At 63.4% G+C, this 20,375-nt stretch carries 25 protein-coding genes; 15 read left to right on the forward strand and 10 right to left on the reverse strand.

Features of this window, described 5'->3' with window-relative positions; genetic code table 11:
- Position 1: 1 nt before the first annotated feature.
- The 8 genes from AC1D08_RS15775 to AC1D08_RS15810 all read right to left on the reverse strand — a co-directional run bounded on the left by AC1D08_RS15775 (position 2) and on the right by AC1D08_RS15810 (position 6,437).
- A complete protein-coding gene (locus tag AC1D08_RS15775) occupies positions 2-1,027 on the reverse strand; it encodes a MotA/TolQ/ExbB proton channel family protein (protein WP_095084237.1) in 1,026 nt (341 codons plus the stop codon).
- Between the two features lie 109 nt (positions 1,028-1,136).
- Positions 1,137-1,823: a PAQR family membrane homeostasis protein TrhA gene (trhA, locus tag AC1D08_RS15780; protein ID WP_457150846.1), complete on the reverse strand. Its 687-nt coding sequence runs from the start codon at positions 1,821-1,823 to the stop codon at positions 1,137-1,139.
- 104 nt (positions 1,824-1,927) lie between these two features.
- Positions 1,928-2,728, reverse strand: a complete 801-nt coding sequence (locus AC1D08_RS15785; protein ID WP_457150847.1) for an inositol monophosphatase family protein — start codon at positions 2,726-2,728, stop codon at positions 1,928-1,930.
- An 86-nt stretch (positions 2,729-2,814) separates the two neighbouring features.
- Positions 2,815-3,381, reverse strand: a complete 567-nt coding sequence (gene efp, locus AC1D08_RS15790) for an elongation factor P (protein WP_095084240.1) — start codon at positions 3,379-3,381, stop codon at positions 2,815-2,817.
- Between the two features lie 162 nt (positions 3,382-3,543).
- The gene (locus AC1D08_RS15795) at positions 3,544-3,687 is read right to left on the reverse strand and encodes a hypothetical protein (protein WP_457150848.1); all 144 of its coding nucleotides are present in this window, start codon (positions 3,685-3,687) and stop codon (positions 3,544-3,546) included.
- Positions 3,688-3,708: 21 nt separating this feature from the next.
- Entirely contained in the window at positions 3,709-4,704 is a 996-nt protein-coding gene (locus AC1D08_RS15800) for a tetratricopeptide repeat protein (protein WP_457150849.1), read from the reverse strand.
- 46 nt (positions 4,705-4,750) lie between these two features.
- Positions 4,751-5,398, reverse strand: a complete 648-nt coding sequence (locus tag AC1D08_RS15805; protein ID WP_457150850.1) for a thiamine phosphate synthase — start codon at positions 5,396-5,398, stop codon at positions 4,751-4,753.
- 133 nt (positions 5,399-5,531) lie between these two features.
- Positions 5,532-6,437 (reverse strand): DMT family transporter, encoded by a 906-nt coding sequence (locus AC1D08_RS15810; protein WP_457150851.1) that lies wholly within the window; start codon positions 6,435-6,437, stop codon positions 5,532-5,534.
- A 132-nt stretch (positions 6,438-6,569) separates the two neighbouring features.
- On the opposite strand from AC1D08_RS15810, the gene AC1D08_RS15815 reads away from it, so the two are divergent.
- Entirely contained in the window at positions 6,570-7,049 is a 480-nt protein-coding gene (locus AC1D08_RS15815) for an Lrp/AsnC family transcriptional regulator (protein WP_457150852.1), read from the forward strand.
- 112 nt (positions 7,050-7,161) lie between these two features.
- Complete coding sequence (locus AC1D08_RS15820; protein ID WP_457150853.1) at positions 7,162-7,932, forward strand: sulfite exporter TauE/SafE family protein; 771 nt, start codon at positions 7,162-7,164, stop codon at positions 7,930-7,932.
- Between the two features lie 40 nt (positions 7,933-7,972).
- On the opposite strand, the gene AC1D08_RS15825 is transcribed toward AC1D08_RS15820, so the two are convergent.
- Entirely contained in the window at positions 7,973-8,524 is a 552-nt protein-coding gene (locus AC1D08_RS15825; protein ID WP_457150854.1) for a DUF2269 family protein, read from the reverse strand.
- A gap of 329 nt (positions 8,525-8,853) precedes the next feature.
- Between AC1D08_RS15825 and AC1D08_RS15830 the strand changes: the two genes are divergently transcribed.
- From AC1D08_RS15830 to AC1D08_RS15865, 8 genes are all read left to right on the forward strand, one after another.
- Positions 8,854-9,234, forward strand: a complete 381-nt coding sequence (locus tag AC1D08_RS15830) for a hypothetical protein (RefSeq protein ID WP_457150855.1) — start codon at positions 8,854-8,856, stop codon at positions 9,232-9,234.
- Between the two features lie 519 nt (positions 9,235-9,753).
- Positions 9,754-10,287, forward strand: a complete 534-nt coding sequence (gene rcdA, locus AC1D08_RS15835) for a protease adaptor protein RcdA (protein ID WP_095089536.1) — start codon at positions 9,754-9,756, stop codon at positions 10,285-10,287.
- Between the two features lie 76 nt (positions 10,288-10,363).
- Positions 10,364-10,873, forward strand: a complete 510-nt coding sequence (ruvC, locus tag AC1D08_RS15840) for a crossover junction endodeoxyribonuclease RuvC (RefSeq protein ID WP_095089535.1) — start codon at positions 10,364-10,366, stop codon at positions 10,871-10,873.
- A 59-nt stretch (positions 10,874-10,932) separates the two neighbouring features.
- The gene (locus AC1D08_RS15845) at positions 10,933-11,202 is read left to right on the forward strand and encodes an AbrB/MazE/SpoVT family DNA-binding domain-containing protein (RefSeq protein ID WP_095089533.1); all 270 of its coding nucleotides are present in this window, start codon (positions 10,933-10,935) and stop codon (positions 11,200-11,202) included.
- Positions 11,180-11,599: a type II toxin-antitoxin system VapC family toxin gene (locus AC1D08_RS15850; RefSeq protein WP_457150856.1), complete on the forward strand. Its 420-nt coding sequence runs from the start codon at positions 11,180-11,182 to the stop codon at positions 11,597-11,599. The genes AC1D08_RS15845 and AC1D08_RS15850 overlap by 23 nt, the downstream gene beginning before the upstream one ends.
- Positions 11,600-11,626: 27 nt before the next feature.
- The gene (gene ruvA / locus AC1D08_RS15855) at positions 11,627-12,247 is read left to right on the forward strand and encodes a Holliday junction branch migration protein RuvA (RefSeq protein WP_095089529.1); all 621 of its coding nucleotides are present in this window, start codon (positions 11,627-11,629) and stop codon (positions 12,245-12,247) included.
- A 43-nt stretch (positions 12,248-12,290) separates the two neighbouring features.
- The gene (gene ruvB / locus AC1D08_RS15860; RefSeq protein ID WP_477227687.1) at positions 12,291-13,328 is read left to right on the forward strand and encodes a Holliday junction branch migration DNA helicase RuvB; all 1,038 of its coding nucleotides are present in this window, start codon (positions 12,291-12,293) and stop codon (positions 13,326-13,328) included.
- 149 nt (positions 13,329-13,477) lie between these two features.
- Positions 13,478-14,374 carry a metallophosphoesterase gene (locus AC1D08_RS15865; RefSeq protein ID WP_457150858.1) on the forward strand — a complete coding sequence of 299 codons (897 nt, stop codon included), beginning with the start codon at positions 13,478-13,480 and terminating at the stop codon, positions 14,372-14,374.
- Positions 14,375-14,378: 4 nt separating this feature from the next.
- On the opposite strand, the gene AC1D08_RS15870 is transcribed toward AC1D08_RS15865, so the two are convergent.
- Positions 14,379-15,629, reverse strand: a complete 1,251-nt coding sequence (locus AC1D08_RS15870; protein ID WP_457150859.1) for a glycoside hydrolase family 5 protein — start codon at positions 15,627-15,629, stop codon at positions 14,379-14,381.
- 57 nt (positions 15,630-15,686) lie between these two features.
- On the opposite strand from AC1D08_RS15870, the gene ybgC reads away from it, so the two are divergent.
- The 5 genes from ybgC (at position 15,687) to tolB (ending at position 20,172) form a co-directional block, all read left to right on the forward strand.
- Positions 15,687-16,157 carry a tol-pal system-associated acyl-CoA thioesterase gene (gene ybgC / locus AC1D08_RS15875; RefSeq protein ID WP_095089521.1) on the forward strand — a complete coding sequence of 157 codons (471 nt, stop codon included), beginning with the start codon at positions 15,687-15,689 and terminating at the stop codon, positions 16,155-16,157.
- Positions 16,158-16,483: 326 nt separating this feature from the next.
- Positions 16,484-17,194, forward strand: a complete 711-nt coding sequence (gene tolQ, locus AC1D08_RS15880) for a protein TolQ (protein WP_095089519.1) — start codon at positions 16,484-16,486, stop codon at positions 17,192-17,194.
- 10 nt (positions 17,195-17,204) lie between these two features.
- Complete coding sequence (gene tolR / locus AC1D08_RS15885; RefSeq protein ID WP_457150860.1) at positions 17,205-17,657, forward strand: protein TolR; 453 nt, start codon at positions 17,205-17,207, stop codon at positions 17,655-17,657.
- A gap of 7 nt (positions 17,658-17,664) precedes the next feature.
- Positions 17,665-18,822, forward strand: coding sequence for a TonB family protein (locus AC1D08_RS15890; protein WP_095089515.1), 1,158 nt, complete (start codon positions 17,665-17,667; stop codon positions 18,820-18,822).
- 66 nt (positions 18,823-18,888) lie between these two features.
- The gene (gene tolB, locus AC1D08_RS15895) at positions 18,889-20,172 is read left to right on the forward strand and encodes a Tol-Pal system beta propeller repeat protein TolB (protein WP_245331229.1); all 1,284 of its coding nucleotides are present in this window, start codon (positions 18,889-18,891) and stop codon (positions 20,170-20,172) included.
- Positions 20,173-20,375: the final 203 nt, after the last annotated feature.

A 20,375-nucleotide genomic window follows, 5' to 3' on the forward strand; every position in this document is an offset into this window, starting at 1 on the left:
GTCAATGCACCCCGGGCTTCTTCAGGGCGTCGGCAATCTTTTCCAGCGTGTTGCGCATCGCCTTCTGCTCGTCGGACTGGGCCTCGACCCAGTCGCGCATGATCTGCTGCTCCGAGCGCATGTTCTTGACCAGGCCGGAAATGCCGTCGGCGAGATTGGCCATGGCGGTGGCGACGCGCGGATTGGAGCCGCCGCCATTCTCCTGCATGCTGCGCAGCCTTTCCGACAAGACCCGGATCTCGTCCGAGGATTCGGTCTTGGCCTGGTCGGAGACGACGATGTCGGACGACAGATCGGTGACCGAGGACAGCCAGTTTTCCAGTTCGGTGTAGAAGCGCGTCTGGGCGCGGCCGGCCTGCAGGTCGAGGAAGCCGAGCACCAGCGAGCCGGACAGGCCGAACAGCGAGGACGAGAAGGCCGTGCCCATGCCGGCCAGCGGCGCCGAAAGGCCTTGCTTCAGCGAATCGAGCACCGCAGCGGCATCGCCCGTACCTGGATCGAGCGATTCGATGGTCTCACGGATCGAGGCGATGGTGTTCAACAGACCCCAGAAGGTGCCGAGCAGGCCGAGGAACACCAGCAGGCCGACGAGATAGCGCGACGTGTCACGGCTTTCGTCGAGCCGCGTGGCAATGGAATCGAGCATGGTGCGCATTGAACTGGTCGAGAAGGCCGTCGCCGAGGAGCGGCCGATCATCGCCTTCATCGGCGCCAGCAGCACCGGTTCGGTGGTCTCCGAGCCGGCACGGAACGAATTCACCCAGCGCACTTCGCGAAACAGCCGTCCGACCTGAGCGAAGGCCAAGAGGATGCCGACCACCAACACGCCGACGATCAGGCCGTTGAGGCCGGGATTGCTGCCAAAGGCGGTCGAGATCTGGCGGGTCAGGATGGCGGCTATGAAGGCGACGATGACCAGGAAGATCATCATGGTCAGCAGAAAGACCTGCGGGCTCGACAGTTTATGCGGATCGTAGATCAGGACATCAGAGCGTCTGCCCATGCCGAAGGATCTGAGAAAAGCCATCCGTGCCCCGTTTCCGATGCCGCCGCCGATCACGTAGACCGCGACTCTAAACGGAATTGTGACCAAATTGAATGGCGCTTGGCAATATTGCCGCGTCTATAAGCCTGTGTCAGAGGCGATTGATGACCAGACAGTCGACCATGGCGGCCAGATGCAGGCCGGCGCCGGTGACGACGAAGCCGTGCCACAGCGCATTGTGGAAGCGCAATCCCTTCCAGGCAAAGAAGATGACGCCGCAGGAATAGACGATGCCGCCGGCAACGATCAGCGCGATCGACGTCGTCGGCAGGGTCTGGACAAGCGGCTTTACCAGGACGATGCCGCTCCAGCCGATGGCGAGATAGAAGACGATCGCCAGCCGGTCGAAACGGCCGGGAAAAAACACCTTGATGGCGATGCCCAGCGCTGCAGCGGCCCAGACGAGGACAATCATCCAGTGCGCCAGCGGCGAGCCTTCGAGCTGAGCCAGGAAAGGCGTGTAGGTCGCGGCGATCAGGAGATAGATCGCGGCATGGTCGAAGCGCCGCAGGATCCATTTCGCCGGCGACGACACCGGCCACAAATTGTAGGTCAGCGACACCGACAGCACGGTGAGCAGCGAAACCACATAGAAGGCAGCGGCGATGTATTCGCCCGGCCCGACGCGAAACGCCGCTAGCGCCAGCAGCGCCGAACCCGCCGAGATCGCCAGCACGATGCCGACCGCATGGACGATGCCGTCGGCGATCATCTCGGCACGCGAATAGTGCCAGCGTCCGATGAACGGGATGTCGTGGTGGGGCTTGATGTCGTTCACTGCCGGGTTCCTGCGCCGCGCACTATGATCTGGGCGCTTGCCGGGCAGTATTTCAAGCTTCCATTGCGGTTTTGCGACTGCGGCGCATCAGCGCGGCGTGTCAGTCAGCGTGCCGAGAGCGGCTTCTTCACGGCCTTCAGCAAAGCGCGCTGGATGACCTCGTTGCCGGCGACCACCGAGCCGTTGTCGAGCATGTCCTGACCACCGTCCATATCCGAAACGAAGCCACCCGCCTCGCGGATCAGTAGCAGGCCGGCGGCGACGTCCCAGGCCGACAGGCCGGTTTCCCAAAACCCGTCCATGCGGCCGGCGGCGACATAGGCGAGATCGAGCGAGACGGCCCCCAAGCGGCGCACGCCGGAGACCTCAGCCATGACGTTGCGCAGTTCGACGAGGAAATTGCCGTGGTGGCCGCGGCCGAGATGCGGCACGCCGCAACCGATCACCGTATCGACCAGCTTGATGCGGCCGGCGACGCGCAGCCGGCGGTCGTTCATGAAGGCGCCGCCGCCGCGTTCGGCGGTGTAGAGCTCGTCCATTGCCGGATTGTAGATGACGCCGGCAACGATCTGCCCCTGGCGTTCCAGGGCGATCGAAACGGCAAAGAGCGGGATGCCGTGCAGGAAATTGGTGGTGCCGTCGAGCGGGTCGACGATCCAGCGGTGCTGGCCGTCGTCGCCTTCGACCACGCCGCGCTCCTCCATCAGGAAAGCGTAGCCCGGCCGTGCCTTCGACAGTTCGGCAAAGACGATCTCCTCGGCCTTGCGGTCGGCCTGGCTGACATAGTCACCAGGGCCTTTCATCGAGACCTGCAGGTTCTGCACCTCGCCGAAGTCGCGCGACAGCGAGCGGCCGGCTTTCATTGCGGCCTGGACCATGACGTTGAGAAGGGCTGAGCGTGCCATCGTGCTTCTTCCTGCTGCTGCGCTTCAAGCGCTGTCTTGATGCATGTCGGTGACCCAAAACCGGGGCCACTTTTGGGCGGCATGCATCAGTCTGCGCGGCGCACGTAAGTGATTTCGTTGGTGTCGACGATGATGCGTTCGCCGGCGCCGATGAACGGCGGTACCAGCACACGGATGCCGTTCTCCAGTACCGCCGGCTTGTAGGAGGACGCGGCCGTCTGACCCTTTACCACGGGATCGGCCTCGGTGATGGTCAGCGTCACATAGTCGGGCAGAGAAATGCCGATCGGCCTTTCTTCATAAAGCTGGACCGTGACCATCATGCCGTCCTGCAGGAAGGCGGCGCGATCGCCGACGAAGTCCTTCGCCAATTCGAGCTGCTCGTAGCTCTGGGTGTCCATGAACACCAGCGCGTCTTCCTGCGCGTAGAGGAAGGAAAAATCCTTGAGATCGAGCCGGATCTGCTCGACGGTCTCGGCCGAGCGGAAGCGCTCGTTGAGCTTGGTGCCGTTGATGAGGTTCTTCAGTTCGACCTGGTTGTAGGCGCCGCCCTTGCCTGGCTTGACGGTGTTGGTCCTGACCGCCACCCACAGGCCGCCGTCATGCTCGATGACGTAGCCGGGACGGATTTCGTTGCCATTGATCTTGGCCATAGTGATCTGATCCGGGAATGAGATGTTCGCTGGGAAAGCGATTTCGGGCTCCCAAGACCACAAATCGCCAGAAGAGGCAAGGGAGCGGGGCAGGCTGGGGCCAAGCGGCAGGGATGAAACACCCAGGCGGGGTCTGGAGATGCGGTGCCGAAGAAGGCCGGGTCAGGCATTCTGGTCGATGACCGCACCGACCGATTTGGCGATCGCATCGGCGACGCGCATCACGCCCTTCGGCAGATGCTGAGGGAGTAGATGCATGGGCATGAGGCCGAGCCCGTGACCCCGGTGCACCCACTCCATCTGCATGGCCGGGTCCTGGATTCCCGGTCAGGGCAGGCGGTTCGCCTTCTGCAGCGCCTGCTTGGTCTGGTCGTCATCCAACCCCTGCAGGAAGTCGTCCATCTGCGGGTCGATGAGACCGGCGCGGCGGGCGACGATGTACCAGGCCGCGGCGAGGACAAGATCCGGATCGGTGCCGATGCCTTGCATATAGAGCTTGGCAAGGCGGTTCTGCGCGGCGACATTGCCGCCCTCCGCCGCTCGCTTCATCCAGCCGAAGGCGGATTTCAGGTCACGGCCGCCACCGCGTCCCTCGATCATCCAGGCTGCGAGATCGATCTGCGCGGTGTCGTAATTCTGGCGTGCAGCCTGCGCCAGCAGGCGCCTTGCCTGCGCGTCGTCGCGCGGCTTGCCGCCGACGCCATTGGCATAGATCTGCGACATTGCATATTGCGCGTCGGCGAGGCCGGTGGCGGCGGCACGCTCGTAGTAGGAGACCGCCCTGGCGAGGCCGGCGTCGCCGGGGTCCTGCTGGACCAGCATCTGCCCGAAATTGAACTGCGCCAGCTGGTTGCCGGCTTCGGCGGCTGCCTGCATCAGCGCATAGGCCCCTTTCTCGTCCTTCTTGACGTACCGGCCATCGAGCAGCATCAGCGCGTATTGGAACTGCGATTCCGGCACACCCTGCTCGGCGGCAAGCGCGTACCATTTCGCCGCTTCCGCGGCATTGAGCGGTACTCCCAGCCCGCGCGACAGGATCTCGGCGACCAGCGTCTGCGCCGCCGGGTCGCCGTTTTGCGCGCGGATCAACGCGAGATTGTAGGCCGTCTTGTATAGCCCGCGCTGGAAAGCGCCATAGGCGGCGTCGGCAGGCTTTGCGCCGAAGCGATCGGGGTTGATGGCATCGGCCGATGGCAGCGGCGCCGGCTCGGCCGTGGTGGCGGGTTGCGGCAGCGGCTTGTCGATCGGCTTGTCCGTATGCACGCCGGCTTCCGGCTTGGGTTGCGGCAGCGGGATGTTCTCCGCGGCCGCTGCCTGGACCATGAGCACCGCAAGCAGAGCCTGGAGGGGAAGCGTCGCCGAAGGCACGTCAGTCCTCGAAACGCGGCGCGGTCTCGTCGAGCAGCGCGTTGGCGCTGGCGACCGCTGCCCTGGGGTCGGCGGCGTCGGCGAACACGGCGCTCGACAGTGCCACGAATTCGGCGCCGGTGGCGCCCACCGCTTCCACCGAGGCGATGTCGGATCCGGCCATGACGATGCAAGGGATCTGGATCATGTCGGCCCACCATTTGCCGAGCGACAGGTTGCGCGGGTGCGGTTCGGGCTTGTTGTCGTAGCCGAAGCGGCCGAAGAAGATGTAGTCGGGCCGTGTCTCGCCAAGCTCGAGCGCGTCGTCACGTGTCTTGGCGCCGCCGGCGCCGACCATCATCTTTGCCTGGAAATGTTCGATCGTCTCGGCGAGTTCGGCCTTGGAGACCTCGACATGGATGCCGTCGGCCTGGACGCGACCGGCTATGCGGGTATCGCCGGCGATGACGACAGCGACGCCCGCGGCCTGCGCGGCCGGCACGATCTGTTCGGCGAAAGCCTGGAAGGAGCCCTCGTCCATGCCGTTCTCCGGCAGGATCAGCGAGGCGACATCGCCGCCTTCGAATGCCGCGGCGATACGGGCCGCCGGCACGCCGGGCGGCGCGATCAGCACGATGCGACAGCGGTTGGGGGGCGTTGCGTCATTCATGGTTCTTCGATCCCGCGTTTCGCCTATGCCGGGCGAAGATGGTTGGATTGCGGCATAGAGCAAAGTGCCCGCTTTGAACAGGCGGGCAGCCGGGATCGCGATTGTGACCCGCCGGGCCGCCGGCGGGCCTGTGTCACTTGATCGGGTGCGGGCTCGCGACGGGCGCCTTCGACTTCCAGAGCGTCCAGCCGAGATTCATGCCGGCGGCGGCGATCAGGATGGCGGTGGCGCCGACAATCTGGCTCAGATGCAGCCGATGGCCGAAGGCCACGACATCGACCAGGATCGCCACCACCGGGTAGATGAAGGACAGCGACCCCTGCAGATGCGTCGGCAGCTTCTGGATGGCGCCGTACATCAGGATGTACATCAGGCCGGTGTGGACGATGCCGAGCGTCGCCAGCATGGCCCAGCTCCACGCATCGGCGGGAAGCTGGGAAAGATTTGCGAAGGGCGCCAACATGACGACGCCGACGCAGACCTGGATCAGCGCGATCAGGTGCGGCGGCGTGCCCTTGAGCTTCTTGGTGACGATGGCGGCGACGGCCCAGAAGAAAGCCGCGCCCAACGCCATGACGATGCCGGTAAAGTAATCGGTGCCGACATCGCCGGCATCAGGGGCGGCCTGCACGATCAGCACCATGCCGGCGAAGGCGATGGCCAGCCAGGTCAGCTTGGTCAGGGTCAGTCGCTCGGCGAAGAACAGTGCGCCGAAGCCGACCAGCATGAAGGGCTGCGTGTTGTAGACGGCGGTGGCGATCGAGATCGACGCGCGCGAGAACGCGCTGAACAGCAGCAGCCAGTTGACGACGATGGCGACGCCGCCGAGCGCGGCGAAGCCGATGATGCGCAGCGACAAGCTGTTGCGCAGCAACCCCAGCCCGGCGCAGATGACAAGCAGCGTCAGCGCGCCGAACGCGCAACGCCAGAACACCACGTCCATGATCGGCTGGCCGGACATGACGACGAACCATCCGATCGTCCCCAGGATCGCCATTGCGGCGGACATTTCGACCGTACCGCGCACTGTATCGTTCACGACAAACCTCCGAACCCGTTGAGCCGGTATAATCTCATGCGGCAACGAAGCTTTCCATCTGATGAGAAAGGTAGTATAGACGATTGACCTAATTATATTAGGCCTCGCCTCCAAATTTGCGGGAAATGTAAAATGCTTGACGATCTCGACCGACGCCTCCTCGAAATTCTGATCAAGGACGCGCGGACTTCGCTGAAGGAATTGGCTGCCCAAGTTGGGCTGTCATCGCCGAGCGTCTCGGAACGGCTTCGACGGCTCGAGGAACGCGGCGTCATCCGGGCGTTCACCGTCGAGATCGATCCGCTGGCGCTAGGCTATACGTTGCAGGCCATCGTGCGCATCCGGCCTTTGCCGGGCAAGCTGCACATCGTCCAGAAGCTGATCGAGGAGATCCCCGAATTTGGCGAATGCGACAAGGTGACGGGCGATGACTGCTTCGTCGCCCGGCTGTTCGTGCGCTCGATCGGCGATCTCGACGGCATTCTCGACCGCATCGCCGACAAGGCTGAGACGAGCACCGCCATCATCAAGGCGCAGCCGATCCGGCGGCGGCCGCCACCTCTCGACGTAACCGCCCCGCGTGACAAGGCAAAGATCTTGCAGGCTTCCTGATCGACGCCGGGTGAAACGCCGGCGGTCGGTGCGGTATATTTGCTGTCGCTCCGCTGGGGAATCTGGGCTATTCAGACGTCGATACGCTTTCCCTCCAGCCCAGCCCCTCCCCATGTCAGGCCTGCTTCTCGAACCGTGGTTCTACGCGGCCGCCATTCCGGCGGTCATTCTGGTCGGCCTGTCCAAGGGCGGCTTCGGCGGCGCCGTTGGTTTCGTCGGCGTGCCCTTGATGGCGCTGACCATGCCGCCGGTGCAGGCGGCGGCGATCCTCCTGCCGATCCTGTGCCTGATGGACATCGTGTCGGTGTGGACATGGTGGGGTGTCTACGACCGCAAGATGCTGGTCGACATGATGCCGGGCGCGGTCGTCGGCATCGGACTCGGCTGGCTGACGGCAGCACTGGTCACCGAGGAGGCGGTACGGCTGATCGTCGGCGCCGTCGCCATCATCTTCGTCCTGCGCTGGCTCTATCTGCAGTTTCGCCATGGCGCCGACCACGCGGTCGCGCCCAATCGCGTCGCTGCTGCCATCTGGGGAACGGTCGCCGGCTTCACCAGCTTCGTCGCCCATGTCGGCGGCCCGCCGTTCCAGGTCTATGCCTTGCCGATCCGGCTCGATCCCAAAATTCTGTCGGGCACCGCGGCGATCTTCTTTGCCGCAACCAATGCGCTGAAGCTCATTCCCTATTTCGCGCTCGGCCAGTTCGACACCGCCAATCTGACGGCTTCGGCGGTGCTGATGCCGCTGGCGCCGCTCTCGACCGTCGCCGGCGCCTGGCTGGTGCGGCGCATGCGCCAGGAAACCTTCTATCCCTTCACCTACGCTACCGTGGCGGTGGTGGCGCTAAAGCTACTGTGGGACGGCATCGCCGGCCTCATGTAGAGGGGGCGGTCGTGCAGCCGCCCGCATCATCTCGGCGGTGTCAGGCGGCGCTCGGCACGAGGCGACGGTCGACGCCAAGGGCCAGTGTGGCGCCGACCACGACGACCAGCACCATGCCAGCAAGAATGCCGATGTCATGCACAGTCGGCTTGAGCACCATGTCGGCGATGACTACCAGCATCACTGCGTAGTCGAAGCGTGCGGCGCTCATCATGCGCTGGCCGATGGCCAGAACAGCAGGCGTGATACCGTCCTTGGCGATCATCGCTCCCATGCGCTCGCCCGTTGGCTTGAAGATGAACATGCCGATCGAAAAGGTCGTCGCGTAGCCGACCAGACCGATGATGATCCATAGATCCGAGAAGCCAACCCAGAAACTGCACATGATGAGGCCGAAGATCAGGGTCAGCATCGACATCGGCGCGAAGAAACGGCCACCCAACTGCCCGCTGGCGCGCATCGCCTGCAACTTTTCCTCGATGTTGCCGGCGCGCTCGGCAAGCACGCCGAGGAGGAACAACACGAAGCCGCCTCCGACCCATAGAATGGCCGTGACGACATGGAGGAATTTTACGATCGAGTACCAGTCCATGGTTGCTCCCGGAGTGTTCTGGAGGGGATGCGGCAGGGGCGATTTGCGCCGGCCGTCAGACGAGCGAGCGTTTAGCGCCGCGCCTGTTTCGGAACGATGTCGCGAAAAGCCGGTTCTGTTTCAGTTTGCAGCCAGCACACGAAGCCACTGAGATGGTGAATGCGCTTCCTGGTTTTCTGCTATTGGGAGAAGTGTCGGGAGGGGTTGGCGCGACATCGTCTGGAAACAGTGCCGATGCTAGTGCGCCAATGCCGGGAGCCCGGTGGCGACAAGATTCGCCTGACAACAACCCATTCCCGCACACGGGAAGAGGCATTCGAGGGGACATTATGCAAGGGGTAGCACGGAATTTCTTCACGCTGGCCATCATCTATTCGCTGTGCGGGATGGCGCTCGGCCTGCACATGGCGATCAGTCAGGACCATAGCCAGATGCCGACCCACGCCCACACGATGGTGGCCGGATGGCTGATGTCGGCGGTCTTCGCCTTCTTCTACCATCTATTTCCGGCAGTCGGACAAAAGATGCTCGCCACGATCCATTTCTGGCTGACGGCAATCAGCGGCATCGGCCTGTTGATCGGTCTCTATTTCCTGCTTGCCGGCAATGCCGCGATCGAACCGCTGGTCGGGATTTCTTCGATGGGCTTCTACGCGGCCATGCTGCTGTTTGCCTTCATCGCCTTGCCGGCCGTCTGGAAGAAAGCCTGAGCCGAGAGCCTGTCCGGAAACTCTACTCTGGCGGCCATCTGATGGGGTTTTCTGCGCCTCCGGTGCTCACGGACCAAATGTCCGCTCCGCTCCGGTTCTCGAAACCACCGCCATGTGACTCGCCAGAGCGAATTTCGAAACGGACTCTGGAGGTGAGGTTCGGGCTGTGCTGTTACGGCACAGGACAGCGGCGTTGGATCAAAAAACACGCGCGCCGTTAAGGCTTCATTAAGCTTTACAGGTGTTTACTATGTCCATCCAGTGATCTGGATTCTTACCGAGTGGTTGGAGCCACTTTGTTTGACGCCTCCCTGTTAAACTCCTGAGAGCCGCCTTATCCGCGGCTCTTTTTTTGTCTGGATTCCGGGGGCGTCCGATGTCGGCTCGCCGTTAACCTTCTGTTAAACATGTGCTTGCCATCGCGGGTGACGAAGCGCATTTTGAAGCTTCAGTCATATAGGCTGCCGGGTGTATCGGCAGTGAGCCGAATCAGCCGGCTGTAGGTGCAGGGGCGTAGCAATGAACGAGCCTTCGACGGGCAGTGCGAAAACCGTCAAGCTGGCGGAGCGCCGGGTTTTCACGCAATCCTTCAAGCCGCTTTACCAGGAAGGTATGGGCCTGGTCGAACAGGCGGCGGAGTATCTCGACGGCAAGGGCCGGGCCGAGGCAAAGAAATTGTCCAGGCTGGGGGCCACGCTCTATGCGGCCGAATCGATGCGGCTGACCACAAGGCTGATGCAGGTTGCCTCGTGGCTGCTTTTGCAGCGCGCCGCGAATTCCGGTGAGATGACCCGCGACCAGGTTGCGTCTGAGAAGTCCAAGGTGCGCCTTGACACCGCTTCCGCCCATGACGAAGCCGCGGGCTGGGCCGAACTGCCCGAGGATTTCCTCGACCTCGTCACCCGCTCGCTGCGCCTGCAGGCGCTGGTGCGCCGCATGGACGAGGAGATCTACGGCTCCGACGCCGTGGTCGACATGCAACCGGCGGCCCGCCGCCCCAATCCGGTTTCCGACCAGATCAGCCTGCTGAACACGGCTTTCGCTCGCGGCTAAACCTGGGCGGCGCCATTCGTTTCCGGTTTGTTCACATTTCGCTGGCATCGCTGTCCGTCGGAGGTAGACTGGCAGCATGGGGGAAGCGATTCGCATCATCGGTATCGATCCGGGGCTCAGGCGTACCGGTTGGGGCATCGTCGAGAGCCTCGGCAATTCGCTGCGCTTCGTTGCCTCAGGCACCGTGCGTTCCGACGACAAGGCGGCTCTGGCGACGCGGCTTTGCCAATTGCATGACGGGCTCGCCGAAATCCTGCACACCGCCATGCCGCACGAGGCAGCGGTCGAACAGACCTTCGTCAACAAGGACGCGGTGGCGACACTGAAGCTCGGCCAGGCGCGTGGCATCGCCATGCTGGTGCCGGCGCGCGCTGGTCTCGTCGTCGCCGAATATGCGCCCAACGCCGTCAAGAAGGCGGTGATCGGTGTCGGCCATGGCGACAAGAAACAGATCCACATGATGGTGAAGGTGCTTTTGCCAAAGGCCACCTTCGATACCGAACACGCCGCCGACGCTCTCGCCATCGCCATCTGCCATGCGCATCACCGGCAAAGTGTCGCCTATCGGATGGCGCTCGCCGGGTAGCAATGTTCTTGACTTGTTCCCGTTCCTCCTGCGATAAGTAATACTTCAGAGGTATTACCATGCGCGTGACCACCAAGGGGCAAGTCACAATCCCCAAACAGATAAGAGACCATCTGGGAATCGGCCCGGGCTCCGAGGTGGAGTTCGTGGCCACCGACGAGGGCGCTCGTCTTGTCGCCGTCAACGAAAACCTGTCCGAGGAAGAGGCATCCCGCAGGTTCAGTGATGTGCTTGACCGGATGGAGGGGACTCTGGATCTGGGGGGCATGACGACCGACGAATACATGGACTGGTTGAGGGGGCCGCGTGAAGATCTCGACGTTGATTGACACAAATGTCCTGATCGACGTCTGGGGACCGGCCGGACCGCTGACAAAATGGTCGGCATCGGCGATTGTTTCCTGTCGCCGCGATGGAGCCTTGCTGATCAATACGATCATCTGGTCCGAGCTCGCGCCGCTGATAGCGACAGAGACAGCGCTTCGAAAAGCAGTCGACATGCTTGAGATGGATCGTGAGTTCCTGCCTTGGGACGCGGCATTCCTTGCAGGCGTTACGCATTCCCGCTATCGCCGTGCTGGCGGGGTTCGCGAGCGGACGTTGCCAGACTTTTTCATCGGAGCCCATGCGACCGTTGCCGGACATCGTCTGCTGACCCGCGACGCTGCCCGCTATCGCAGTTACTTCCCGGATCTCGACATCATCTCTCCTCAAACGTACCCATGAGGGCCCATCTTCCATGAAAGATCTGGCATGATCGGCAAACTCAAGGGCACGCTGGACGAAATCGACGAGGATCATTGCCTCGTCGATATCCACGGTGTCGGCTATGTCGCCTATTGCTCGGCGCGTACGCTGGCCGCATTGCCGGCGCCGGGCGAAGCGGTGGTGCTGTTCATCGAGACCTATGTGCGCGAGGACATGCTGCGGCTCTACGGCTTCCAGTCGCAGCTGGAGCGCGAATGGTTCCGGCTGCTGATGAACAATGTGCCAGGCGTCGGCGCCAAGGTGGCGCTGGCCATCCTGTCGACATTGGCGCCGGCCGATCTCGCCAACGCCATTGCGCTGCGCGACATCGCCATGGTCTCTCGTGCGCCTGGCGTCGGCAAGAAGGTGGCCGAGCGCATCGTCACCGAGTTGAAGAACAAGGCGCCGGCCTATGCGGGCACCGCCTCGGGCACCATCGGCTTGAAGCAGGAACTCGGCGAAGGCGTTGCTCCGGCGCCGATCACCGACGCCGTCTCGGCGCTGGTCAATCTCGGCTATTCGCGCGACACAGCCGCCAATGCGGTGGCGGCGGCGCTCAAGACTGCGGGCGAGGATGCCGATGCACCGAAGCTGATCCGTTTCGGCCTGAAGGAACTGGCGCGGTGAGGCGTCGCTTGTTCAGGTCCTTGCCGCGTGCAAGGAAGGTGCCATGAGCCTGTCACCCCGTCTCATTACGCCCGAAAAACGCGGCGAGGATGCAGAGCAGACCTTGCGGCCGCAGACGCTTGACGATTTCGTCGGCCAGGCGGCGGTGCGGGCCAATCTCAAAGTGTTCATCGAAGCCGCCAAGGGCCGCAACGAAGCGCTCGACCATGTGCTGTTCGTCGGGCCGCCGGGTCTCGGCAAGACGACGCTGGCGCAGATCATGGCGCGCGAGCTCGGCGTCAATTTCCGCTCGACCTCCGGCCCGGTCATCGCCAAGGCCGGCGATCTCGCGGCCCTGCTCACCAATCTCGAAGAAGGCGACGTGCTGTTCATCGACGAGATCCACCGGCTGAGCCCGGCGGTGGAGGAAATCCTCTATCCGGCAATGGAGGATTTCCAGCTCGACCTGATCATCGGCGAGGGACCGGCGGCGCGCTCGGTCAAGATCGACCTTGCTCGCTTTACCCTGGTCGCCGCCACCACGCGGCTTGGCCTGCTGACCAATCCGCTGCGCGACCGATTCGGCATTCCGGTACGACTGAATTTCTATACGGTCGATGAACTGGAACAGATCGTCCGGCGTGGCGCCCGCATCCTGCAAATGCCGCTCGGCGACGATGGCGCGCTGGAGATCGCGCGGCGCGCACGCGGTACGCCCCGCATTGCCGGACGGCTGCTGCGCCGGGTGCGCGATTTCGCCTCGGTCGCCGGCGATGGCCATGTCGATCGCCAGATTGCCGATGAGGCGCTCACCCGGCTGGAGGTCGACGCGCTCGGCCTCGACGCCCTCGACCGCCGGTATCTGTCGATGATCGCCCGCAATTTCGGCGGCGGCCCGGTCGGCATCGAGACGATCGCAGCCGGCCTGTCCGAGCCGCGCGACGCCATCGAGGACATCATCGAGCCCTATCTGATCCAGCAGGGCTTCATCCAACGCACGCCGCGCGGCCGGATGCTGACGGCCAATGCCTGGCGGCACCTCGGCCTCGATGCGCCGAAGGATCTGGCGCAGCAGCAGATCAACCTGTTCCAGGAAGAGTAGCGGTCCGGACGATTGGACTGGGATCGGCGATCAAGGATCCGTGACCGTCCTTGCGCAAAATCTCCTCAGCTTCGCCGGTTTGCCGGCGCAATCATGGACTTTAACGCGGCCTTGGCGACTGTCGCCGCGATTTTGTCCCGGAGCCGAGCATGATAACCAGACGCGGGATCCTGCGCTTCGTCGGCGGGTCGTTTCTGTCGGTCGCCGCGCTCAGCGCCTATGCGGTCGGCATCGAACCGATGCTGCTGACGCATGTGAAGCGCTACACGCTGACCCCGCCGCATTGGCCGGCGGGATTGAAACTGCGCATCGTCGCGCTCGCCGACATCCATGCCTGCCGGCCGTGGATGACACCGGAGCGGATCGCTTCGCTTGTCGAAGACGCGAATGCGCAGCAAGCGGACCTGATCGTCCTGCTTGGCGACTACATCGCCGGCATGCCCCTGGTGACCGGGCCGGTGATGCCGTCACAATGGGCATCGGCGCTGTCGGGCCTCGAGGCACCCCTCGGGGTGCTGTCGATCCTTGGCAACCACGACTGGTGGGGCGATGGCTTCGCGCAGCGGGCCGGCGCCGGCCCGACCATAGCGCGTAAAGCCTTGGAGAAAGTCGGCATCCCGGTCCTGGAGAACGACGTCATGCGCCTGGAGAAGGACGGGCATGGCGTCTGGATCGCCGGGCTCGCCGATCAGCTGGCCCTGCTGCCGACCAGGGCTCGCGCCGGCTTCAAGGGGCTTGACGATCTTGACGGCACGCTCGCCAAAGTCAGTGATGCCTCGCCGGTCATCCTGCTCGCACATGAACCCGATATTTTTCCCACCGTACCGTCGCGGGTGTCGCTGACCCTGTCAGGCCACACCCATGGCGGACAGGTACGGCTGTTCGGCTACTCGCCGGTCGTGCCGTCGCGGTTCGGCAATCGCTATGCCTATGGCCATGTCGTCGAGAACGACGGCAATCTGATCGTCTCGGGCGGGCTTGGCTTCAGCATTGTGCCGGTGCGTTTCGGGATGCGCCCTGAAATCCTGTCGATCGACCTTGGCTGAGCGGTCAATGCAGGGCGCGGATCACATCCATCACCTCAGGCTCGGCTCTGTCGCCGTTGAAGGCATCGACGATGCCGAAGGCGCCGCCATAGCTCCACACCGACCATGAGAAGCCATGCGCTTCGGCTCGTGCGATCATGTCCCTGACATAGGCGGCGCGGTACGCGGCCGGCATCACATAGGCGTTGCCATATTCCTGGCGGATCATGCCGAATTCGCCCAGCGTGACGTTCTGCGGCTTGATGCCGTTTGCCTTCGCCCACGCCTCGACTTGTCTGAATGGCGCATCCATCAGGCCGAGCAGCTTGTCGGGGCTGTCCATGCTGGCGACCTGTTCGTCGAGATAGGCAAGCAGGCCGCTCCGCCGTGTCCACGGTGCCTCGGCCTTGATCCTGGCGCGGATGGTGTCGAGCGTCACCTCGAGCTGTGCCTGTGGCACCGCGGTCAGCGGAAAGGGCAGGCCGGTCACATAGGGGATGAAGTCGCCGGCCCAGGTCGCGCCCTGATGGGTGAGCAGGAACGGATCGTAGGAGTGGAAGGTCCAGATGACATTGTCGTCAGGGATCGTCTTCGGATCGATCTTCTGCAGTGAAGTCGCGGCCGAATAACAGGCGCCGGTCAGCACCAGGGTCAGTTTCGTCGCCGAGGAGCGCGCCGCCGCGAACAGCTTACGCTGGCGCTCCGGCCAGAGGCTGGTGCCGTCACTGTCGCAGTCGACGATCGGCTCGTTCATGGGCTCGAAGGCGACCTTTTCGGGGTCTTCGCCGGCCAGAGTGCGGGCCATCTCGCGCACCATGTCGACATAGGCGTCGAAGGTCCGCGGGTCGTCCATCACTTCGGCCATGCCGATCTTGCGGCTACCGCCGGCCGGGATCAGGTGCATGTCGACGATCACCTTCAGCCCGGCGCGGTTGATCATGCGCACCGAGTCCAGCACGCTGGCATAGAGGTCGTCGCGCAAGGCCACGGTCTGGCCGGAAAGGAAAGGCGACGGATCGACCGGCATGCGCAGGAAATCGAAGCCTGCCTCCTTAAGCGCCTTGAGATCGTCGTCCTTGAGGAATTTGCGCCATTCCGGATAGGGCAGGATCGCCTTGGCATCGCCCCACCGGTCCTCGCCCGGCCACGTCGTCCACTGGTCGAGGTTGAGGCCGCGCTTCATCGAGAAGGTGGCCGCCTGGCCGGGCAGCGACAGAGCCACCAGCACGAACAGCGCCGCCATCAAGGTCTTGATCATCGCCGTCAACAGTGCCATCCGATGCTATGTCGCGCGGAAAACACGTGCCCGGTCGGGACTGAAAAAGGAAGCGCAATGGACGATCATGGTGAATCGGCGGCGTTGCTGGCAGGGCTTTCCGGCGCGTTGACGGAATTCGGCCACCGGCTGATGGCGCGCGTCTATTACGCCGACACCGATTTCTCCGGCGTCGTCTACCATGCGCGCTATCTCGAATTCTTCGAACGCGGCCGCTCCGACTATCTCAGGCTGACCGGCGTGCACCACACCGAGCTCGCCGACGGCAAGCATGGCGAGAAGATCGTCTGGGTGGTGCGTCGCATGGAGATCAATTTTCGCGGCCCCGCCCGCATCGACGACATCCTGACGATCGAGACCCGCACCGAGGACATTTCCGGTGCGCGCATCTTCATGGCGCAGCAGCTCAAACGCGGCGACGAGGTGCTGGTCGAGGCCAAGGTCGAGGCGGCTATCATCGGCGAGAATGGCAGGCCAAGGCGCTTTCCGAGGGAATGGATGGCGGCGTTCATGCCGCGGGTGCGCTGATATTCAGGTGATGCCGGCCTGCAAACGGGGGTTTCCTGCGCTTCCGGTGCTCACGTACTTCAAGTACGCTCCGCTCCGGTTCTTTGCGATGGCGGGACGCGGCAATGCGCCGCGCCTTATGGACTAACCCATCCTTAACCATAACGGTTCATGAAGAGATTGGTGAAGTTTGGCGTTATCAAGCGCCTTCCTTTCACCAATATTTGCCCTGAAAAGGCCACCAACGGCACGGTTTGGGGTTGTTACGGTAGCTGCGTGCGAACCGACCACAAGGGATGCCAGGGGCCAGCCGCCAGCTTCGCCCGGAAAATCTTAAGGACGTAACGATGGAAAATATCGCACTCGCCGAACCGGGCGCGCAATTGTCGATTTGGGCGCTGTTCATGCAGGCCAGCTGGGTGGTCAAGCTGGTCATGATCGGTTTGCTCTGCGCGTCGGTCTGGACCTGGGCAATCATCGTCGACAAGTTGGTTGCCTATGCCCGCATGCGGCTGTCACTCAACCGGTTCGAGCAGGTGTTCTGGTCCGGGCAGTCGCTGGAGGAACTTTACCGCACGCTCGCCGACCGCAAGACCACCGGCATGGGCGCCATTTTCGTGGCGGCGATGCGAGAGTGGAAGAAAAGCTTCGAGAAAGGCGCCAAGTCGCCGCTCGGCCTGCAAACCCGCATCGACAAGGCGATGGACCTGGCGTTGACCCGCGAGATGGAAAAGCTGGAGGGGCGCCTCGGTTTCCTCGCCACCACCGGCTCAGCGGCACCCTTCATCGGCCTGTTCGGTACGGTCATCGGCATCATGACCTCGTTCCAGGCGATCGCCGGCTCCAAGAACACCAGTCTCGCGGTGGTCGCGCCCGGCATTGCCGAAGCGCTGCTGGCGACGGCCATCGGCCTGCTCGCCGCCATCCCCGCCGTCATCGCCTACAACAAACTGTCGTCCGACGCGAGCAAGATAGCGGTGCGCATGGAAGGGTTCTCCGACGAGTTCTCCGCCATACTCTCGCGCCAAATCGATGAAAAAGTGGCCCCCAAGGCCTGAGGAGTAACTGATGGGTATGTCCGTTGGCATGGGAGGACGCGGTGGGCGCGGCCACAGGCGGCGCGGCCGTCACCATGCACTGATGTCTGAGATCAACGTCACGCCGATGGTCGACGTGATGCTGGTGCTGCTGATCATCTTCATGGTCGCGGCACCGATGCTGACGGTCGGCGTGCCGATCGACCTGCCGGACACGCAGGCCAAGGCGATGAACGCCGACACGCAGCCGATCACCGTCTCGATCAACGCCGCCGGCCAGATCTATCTGCAGGAAACCGAGATCCCGATCGAGGAACTGGTGGCCAAGCTGCAGGCGATCTCGAAGACCGGCTATGAAGAGCGCATCTTCATCCGTGGCGACAAGACCACCGACTATGGCACGGCGATGAAGGTGATGGCCCGCATTTCGGCCGCTGGCTACAAGAATATCGGCCTGGTTTCACTGCAGGAACAGGATCAATAGACGCGAGATGAAGACCGGCCTCACCACATCGGTGATCTTGCATACGGCGGTGCTGGCCTTCGGCCTGTTCACGCTGTCGGCGCCGGCCGCACTCCCGTCCGCCGATGTCGAGTCGGTCGCGGTCGACATCGTGCCGATGGAAGCCATCGCGCAGACATTGCAGGGCGACAAGAAGGCCGTGATGCATGAAAAGCCGGCCCCTGTGCCGACCCAGCGCCCGGACATCGTGCCGGTATCGCAGAAGGTCGGCGAGAACAGCGTCGACACCGACAAGCCGGTAACGCCGGAGGCCAAGCCGAAGCCGGTCGACATGACATCGGCTCCGCCGCCGGCGCCGACCCCGATCGAAAAGCCGAAGCCCGAGGACGTGCCCAAGCCGCAGGAAAAGCCGAAGCCCATTCCGGCAACGGAAGTGGCGCCGGCGCCGACGCCCAAGGAAGAGGTGAAGCCCGAGCCGGTCAAGCAGGCGGACCCCAAGCCGACGCCGGCCAAGCCGGCGCCGACCCCGCCGCCGCAGGACAAGACCGCGGCCATCGATCCGACGCCCGAGGTCAAGCCTGACGCTGTCGCCGAAGCCATAGCCAAGGATCCGCCCACCGAAGAGACGCAACTGCCGAATTCGGCGCCCGCGCCGGAAGCGCGGCCGAAGCCGCAGCCGGCGCAGGCCGAAAGCGCCAAGGCGCCGGAACGCAAGGATGCCGACAAGCCGGTCAAGGAAGCCTCGTCGAAGCCGAAGTCCGAAGACAAGCAGTTCAACGCCGACGAAATCTCGGCTCTCCTCGACAAGCAGAAGCCGTCCGGCGGCGGCGCCAAGCGCTCGACCCAGCAGGCCTCGCTCGGCGGCGACAAGGATCAGGGCCAGAAGCTGTCGAAATCGGAAATGGGCGCCCTTGAAAGCCAGCTCGGCGGCTGCTGGACCCTTCCGGTTGGCCTTGAAGGTTCGGAAAACTTCGTCGTCGTCGTCCGCTTCAACCTGGACGCCTCCGGCAAGCTGGATGGCCGCCCGAATGTCGAAAAGTCGAGCGGAAACCGCCAGTTCGACGAAAGTGCCGTTCGCGCCGTGCAAAAATGCGATGTCACCGGCCTGCAGGTCCCCGCGGGCAAGCAGGACATCTGGGCCGACGTCCGCGTCACCTTCGATCCAAGGGAGATGCTGGGCCTGTAGGCCCGAGTATCCGAAAATCAGTACGAGAAGCGAGAAGACATGAAATCAATCCTCAAGCCGCTCCTGATGATCGCAGCTATGGCGATGGGCATGACTGCTGCCGGCACGTTGCCGGCCCTGGCGCTCGTCGAGCTCAACGTCAACAAGGGCAATGTCGAACCGCTGCCGATCGCCATCACCGATTTCCAGGGCGGCGACGCGCTTGGCGCCCAGATCTCCGAAATCGTCACCGCCGATCTGAAGCGCTCGGGACTGTTCGCGCCGATCGACAAGAGTGCCTTTATCGAGAAGATCTCCAATCCGGATGCAGCACCGCGCTTCGACGACTGGAAAGTGATCAATGCGCAGGCCCTGGTCACCGGCAGCGTCGGCAAGGAGGCTGACGGCCGCATTCGCGCCCAGTACCGGCTGTGGGACACCTTTGCCGGCCAGCAGATGTCCGGCGAGCAGTTCTTTGCCAACGACGCCAATACGAGGCGCGTCGCCCACATCATCGCCGACGCGATCTACGAACGCCTGACTGGCGAGAAGGGGTATTTCGACACCCGCGTCGTCTTCATCGACGAATCCGGCGCCAAGAACGCGCGCAAGAAGCGCCTCGCCATCATGGATCAGGACGGTGCCAACGTCCGCTATCTCTCCGACGGCAAGTCGATCGTGCTGACGCCGCGCTTCTCGCCGAACCGCCAGGAAATCACCTACATGTCCTATGAAAGCGGTCAGCCGCGGGTCTACCTGCTGCAGATCGAGACCGGCCAGCGCGAACTGGTGGGCAATTTTCCGGGCATGACCTTTGCGCCGCGCTTTTCACCCGACGGCCAGAAGGTGATCATGAGCCTGCTGCGCGACGACGGCAATTCCAATATCTTCGCCATGGACTTGCGGAGCCGTTCGACGACGCGGCTGACCAATTCGACCGCCATCGACACGTCGCCGTCCTATTCGCCCGACGGCAGCCAGGTGGTGTTCACCTCCGATCGCGGCGGGCGCGCCCAGATCTATGTGATGGGCGCCGATGGCTCGGGCCAGAACCGCATCTCCTTCGGCGACGGCGTCTATTCGACGCCGGTGTGGTCGCCGCGCGGCGATCTCATCGCCTTCACCAAACAGACAGGCGGCGAATTCCAGATCGGCGTCATGAAGACCGATGGCTCGGGCGAGCGGATCCTGTCGTCCGGTTTCCAGCAGGAAGGGCCGACCTGGGCGCCGAACGGCCGCGTGCTGATGTTCTTCCGGGATTCCGCCGGCGGACCGAAGCTGGTCTCGGTCGACCTCACCGGCCGCAATGAACAGTCGATCCCGACGACGAATTTTGCTTCGGACCCGGCTTGGTCGCCGTTGCTGGAATAATGCTGGGCTTGAGCATGCCTTGCTCCAGCATCCCGCGCGGCACTGCTGAAAGAGGCCCAACAGGGCCTCTTTTCACGTCACGGTCGCGTTTTGGCCGCATTTACGCCTACGGTCCGCGCGAAATGTGGCTTTGCCAAACGGCTGCGGACGGGCAGTCTAAACCAAATTTTAACCGTGTTTCTTGAATGCCGGTTAACCCAAAC

This window comes from Mesorhizobium sp. P2_E6 (assembly GCF_056403835.1).

Excerpts from the sequence above, each read along its gene's own strand:
- AC1D08_RS15775 (WP_095084237.1), bottom strand. The coding sequence starts at position 1,027 with ATGGCTTTTCTCAGATCCTTCGGCATGGGCAGACGCTCTGATGTCCTG.
- AC1D08_RS15785 (WP_457150847.1), bottom strand. The coding sequence starts at position 2,728 with ATGGCACGCTCAGCCCTTCTCAACGTCATGGTCCAGGCCGCAATGAAA.
- efp (WP_095084240.1), bottom strand. The coding sequence starts at position 3,381 with ATGGCCAAGATCAATGGCAACGAAATCCGTCCCGGCTACGTCATCGAG.
- AC1D08_RS15795 (WP_457150848.1), bottom strand. The coding sequence starts at position 3,687 with ATGCAGATGGAGTGGGTGCACCGGGGTCACGGGCTCGGCCTCATGCCC.
- AC1D08_RS15800 (WP_457150849.1), bottom strand. The coding sequence starts at position 4,704 with ATGGTCCAGGCAGCGGCCGCGGAGAACATCCCGCTGCCGCAACCCAAG.
- AC1D08_RS15805 (WP_457150850.1), bottom strand. The coding sequence starts at position 5,398 with ATGAATGACGCAACGCCCCCCAACCGCTGTCGCATCGTGCTGATCGCG.
- AC1D08_RS15815 (WP_457150852.1), top strand. The coding sequence starts at position 6,570 with ATGCTTGACGATCTCGACCGACGCCTCCTCGAAATTCTGATCAAGGAC.
- AC1D08_RS15820 (WP_457150853.1), top strand. The coding sequence starts at position 7,162 with ATGTCAGGCCTGCTTCTCGAACCGTGGTTCTACGCGGCCGCCATTCCG.
- AC1D08_RS15825 (WP_457150854.1), bottom strand. The coding sequence starts at position 8,524 with ATGGACTGGTACTCGATCGTAAAATTCCTCCATGTCGTCACGGCCATT.
- AC1D08_RS15830 (WP_457150855.1), top strand. The coding sequence starts at position 8,854 with ATGCAAGGGGTAGCACGGAATTTCTTCACGCTGGCCATCATCTATTCG.
- rcdA (WP_095089536.1), top strand. The coding sequence starts at position 9,754 with ATGAACGAGCCTTCGACGGGCAGTGCGAAAACCGTCAAGCTGGCGGAG.
- ruvC (WP_095089535.1), top strand. The coding sequence starts at position 10,364 with ATGGGGGAAGCGATTCGCATCATCGGTATCGATCCGGGGCTCAGGCGT.
- AC1D08_RS15845 (WP_095089533.1), top strand. The coding sequence starts at position 10,933 with ATGCGCGTGACCACCAAGGGGCAAGTCACAATCCCCAAACAGATAAGA.
- ruvA (WP_095089529.1), top strand. The coding sequence starts at position 11,627 with ATGATCGGCAAACTCAAGGGCACGCTGGACGAAATCGACGAGGATCAT.
- ruvB (WP_477227687.1), top strand. The coding sequence starts at position 12,291 with ATGAGCCTGTCACCCCGTCTCATTACGCCCGAAAAACGCGGCGAGGAT.
- AC1D08_RS15865 (WP_457150858.1), top strand. The coding sequence starts at position 13,478 with ATGATAACCAGACGCGGGATCCTGCGCTTCGTCGGCGGGTCGTTTCTG.
- AC1D08_RS15870 (WP_457150859.1), bottom strand. The coding sequence starts at position 15,629 with ATGGCACTGTTGACGGCGATGATCAAGACCTTGATGGCGGCGCTGTTC.
- ybgC (WP_095089521.1), top strand. The coding sequence starts at position 15,687 with ATGGACGATCATGGTGAATCGGCGGCGTTGCTGGCAGGGCTTTCCGGC.
- tolQ (WP_095089519.1), top strand. The coding sequence starts at position 16,484 with ATGGAAAATATCGCACTCGCCGAACCGGGCGCGCAATTGTCGATTTGG.
- tolR (WP_457150860.1), top strand. The coding sequence starts at position 17,205 with ATGGGTATGTCCGTTGGCATGGGAGGACGCGGTGGGCGCGGCCACAGG.
- AC1D08_RS15890 (WP_095089515.1), top strand. The coding sequence starts at position 17,665 with ATGAAGACCGGCCTCACCACATCGGTGATCTTGCATACGGCGGTGCTG.
- tolB (WP_245331229.1), top strand. The coding sequence starts at position 18,889 with ATGATCGCAGCTATGGCGATGGGCATGACTGCTGCCGGCACGTTGCCG.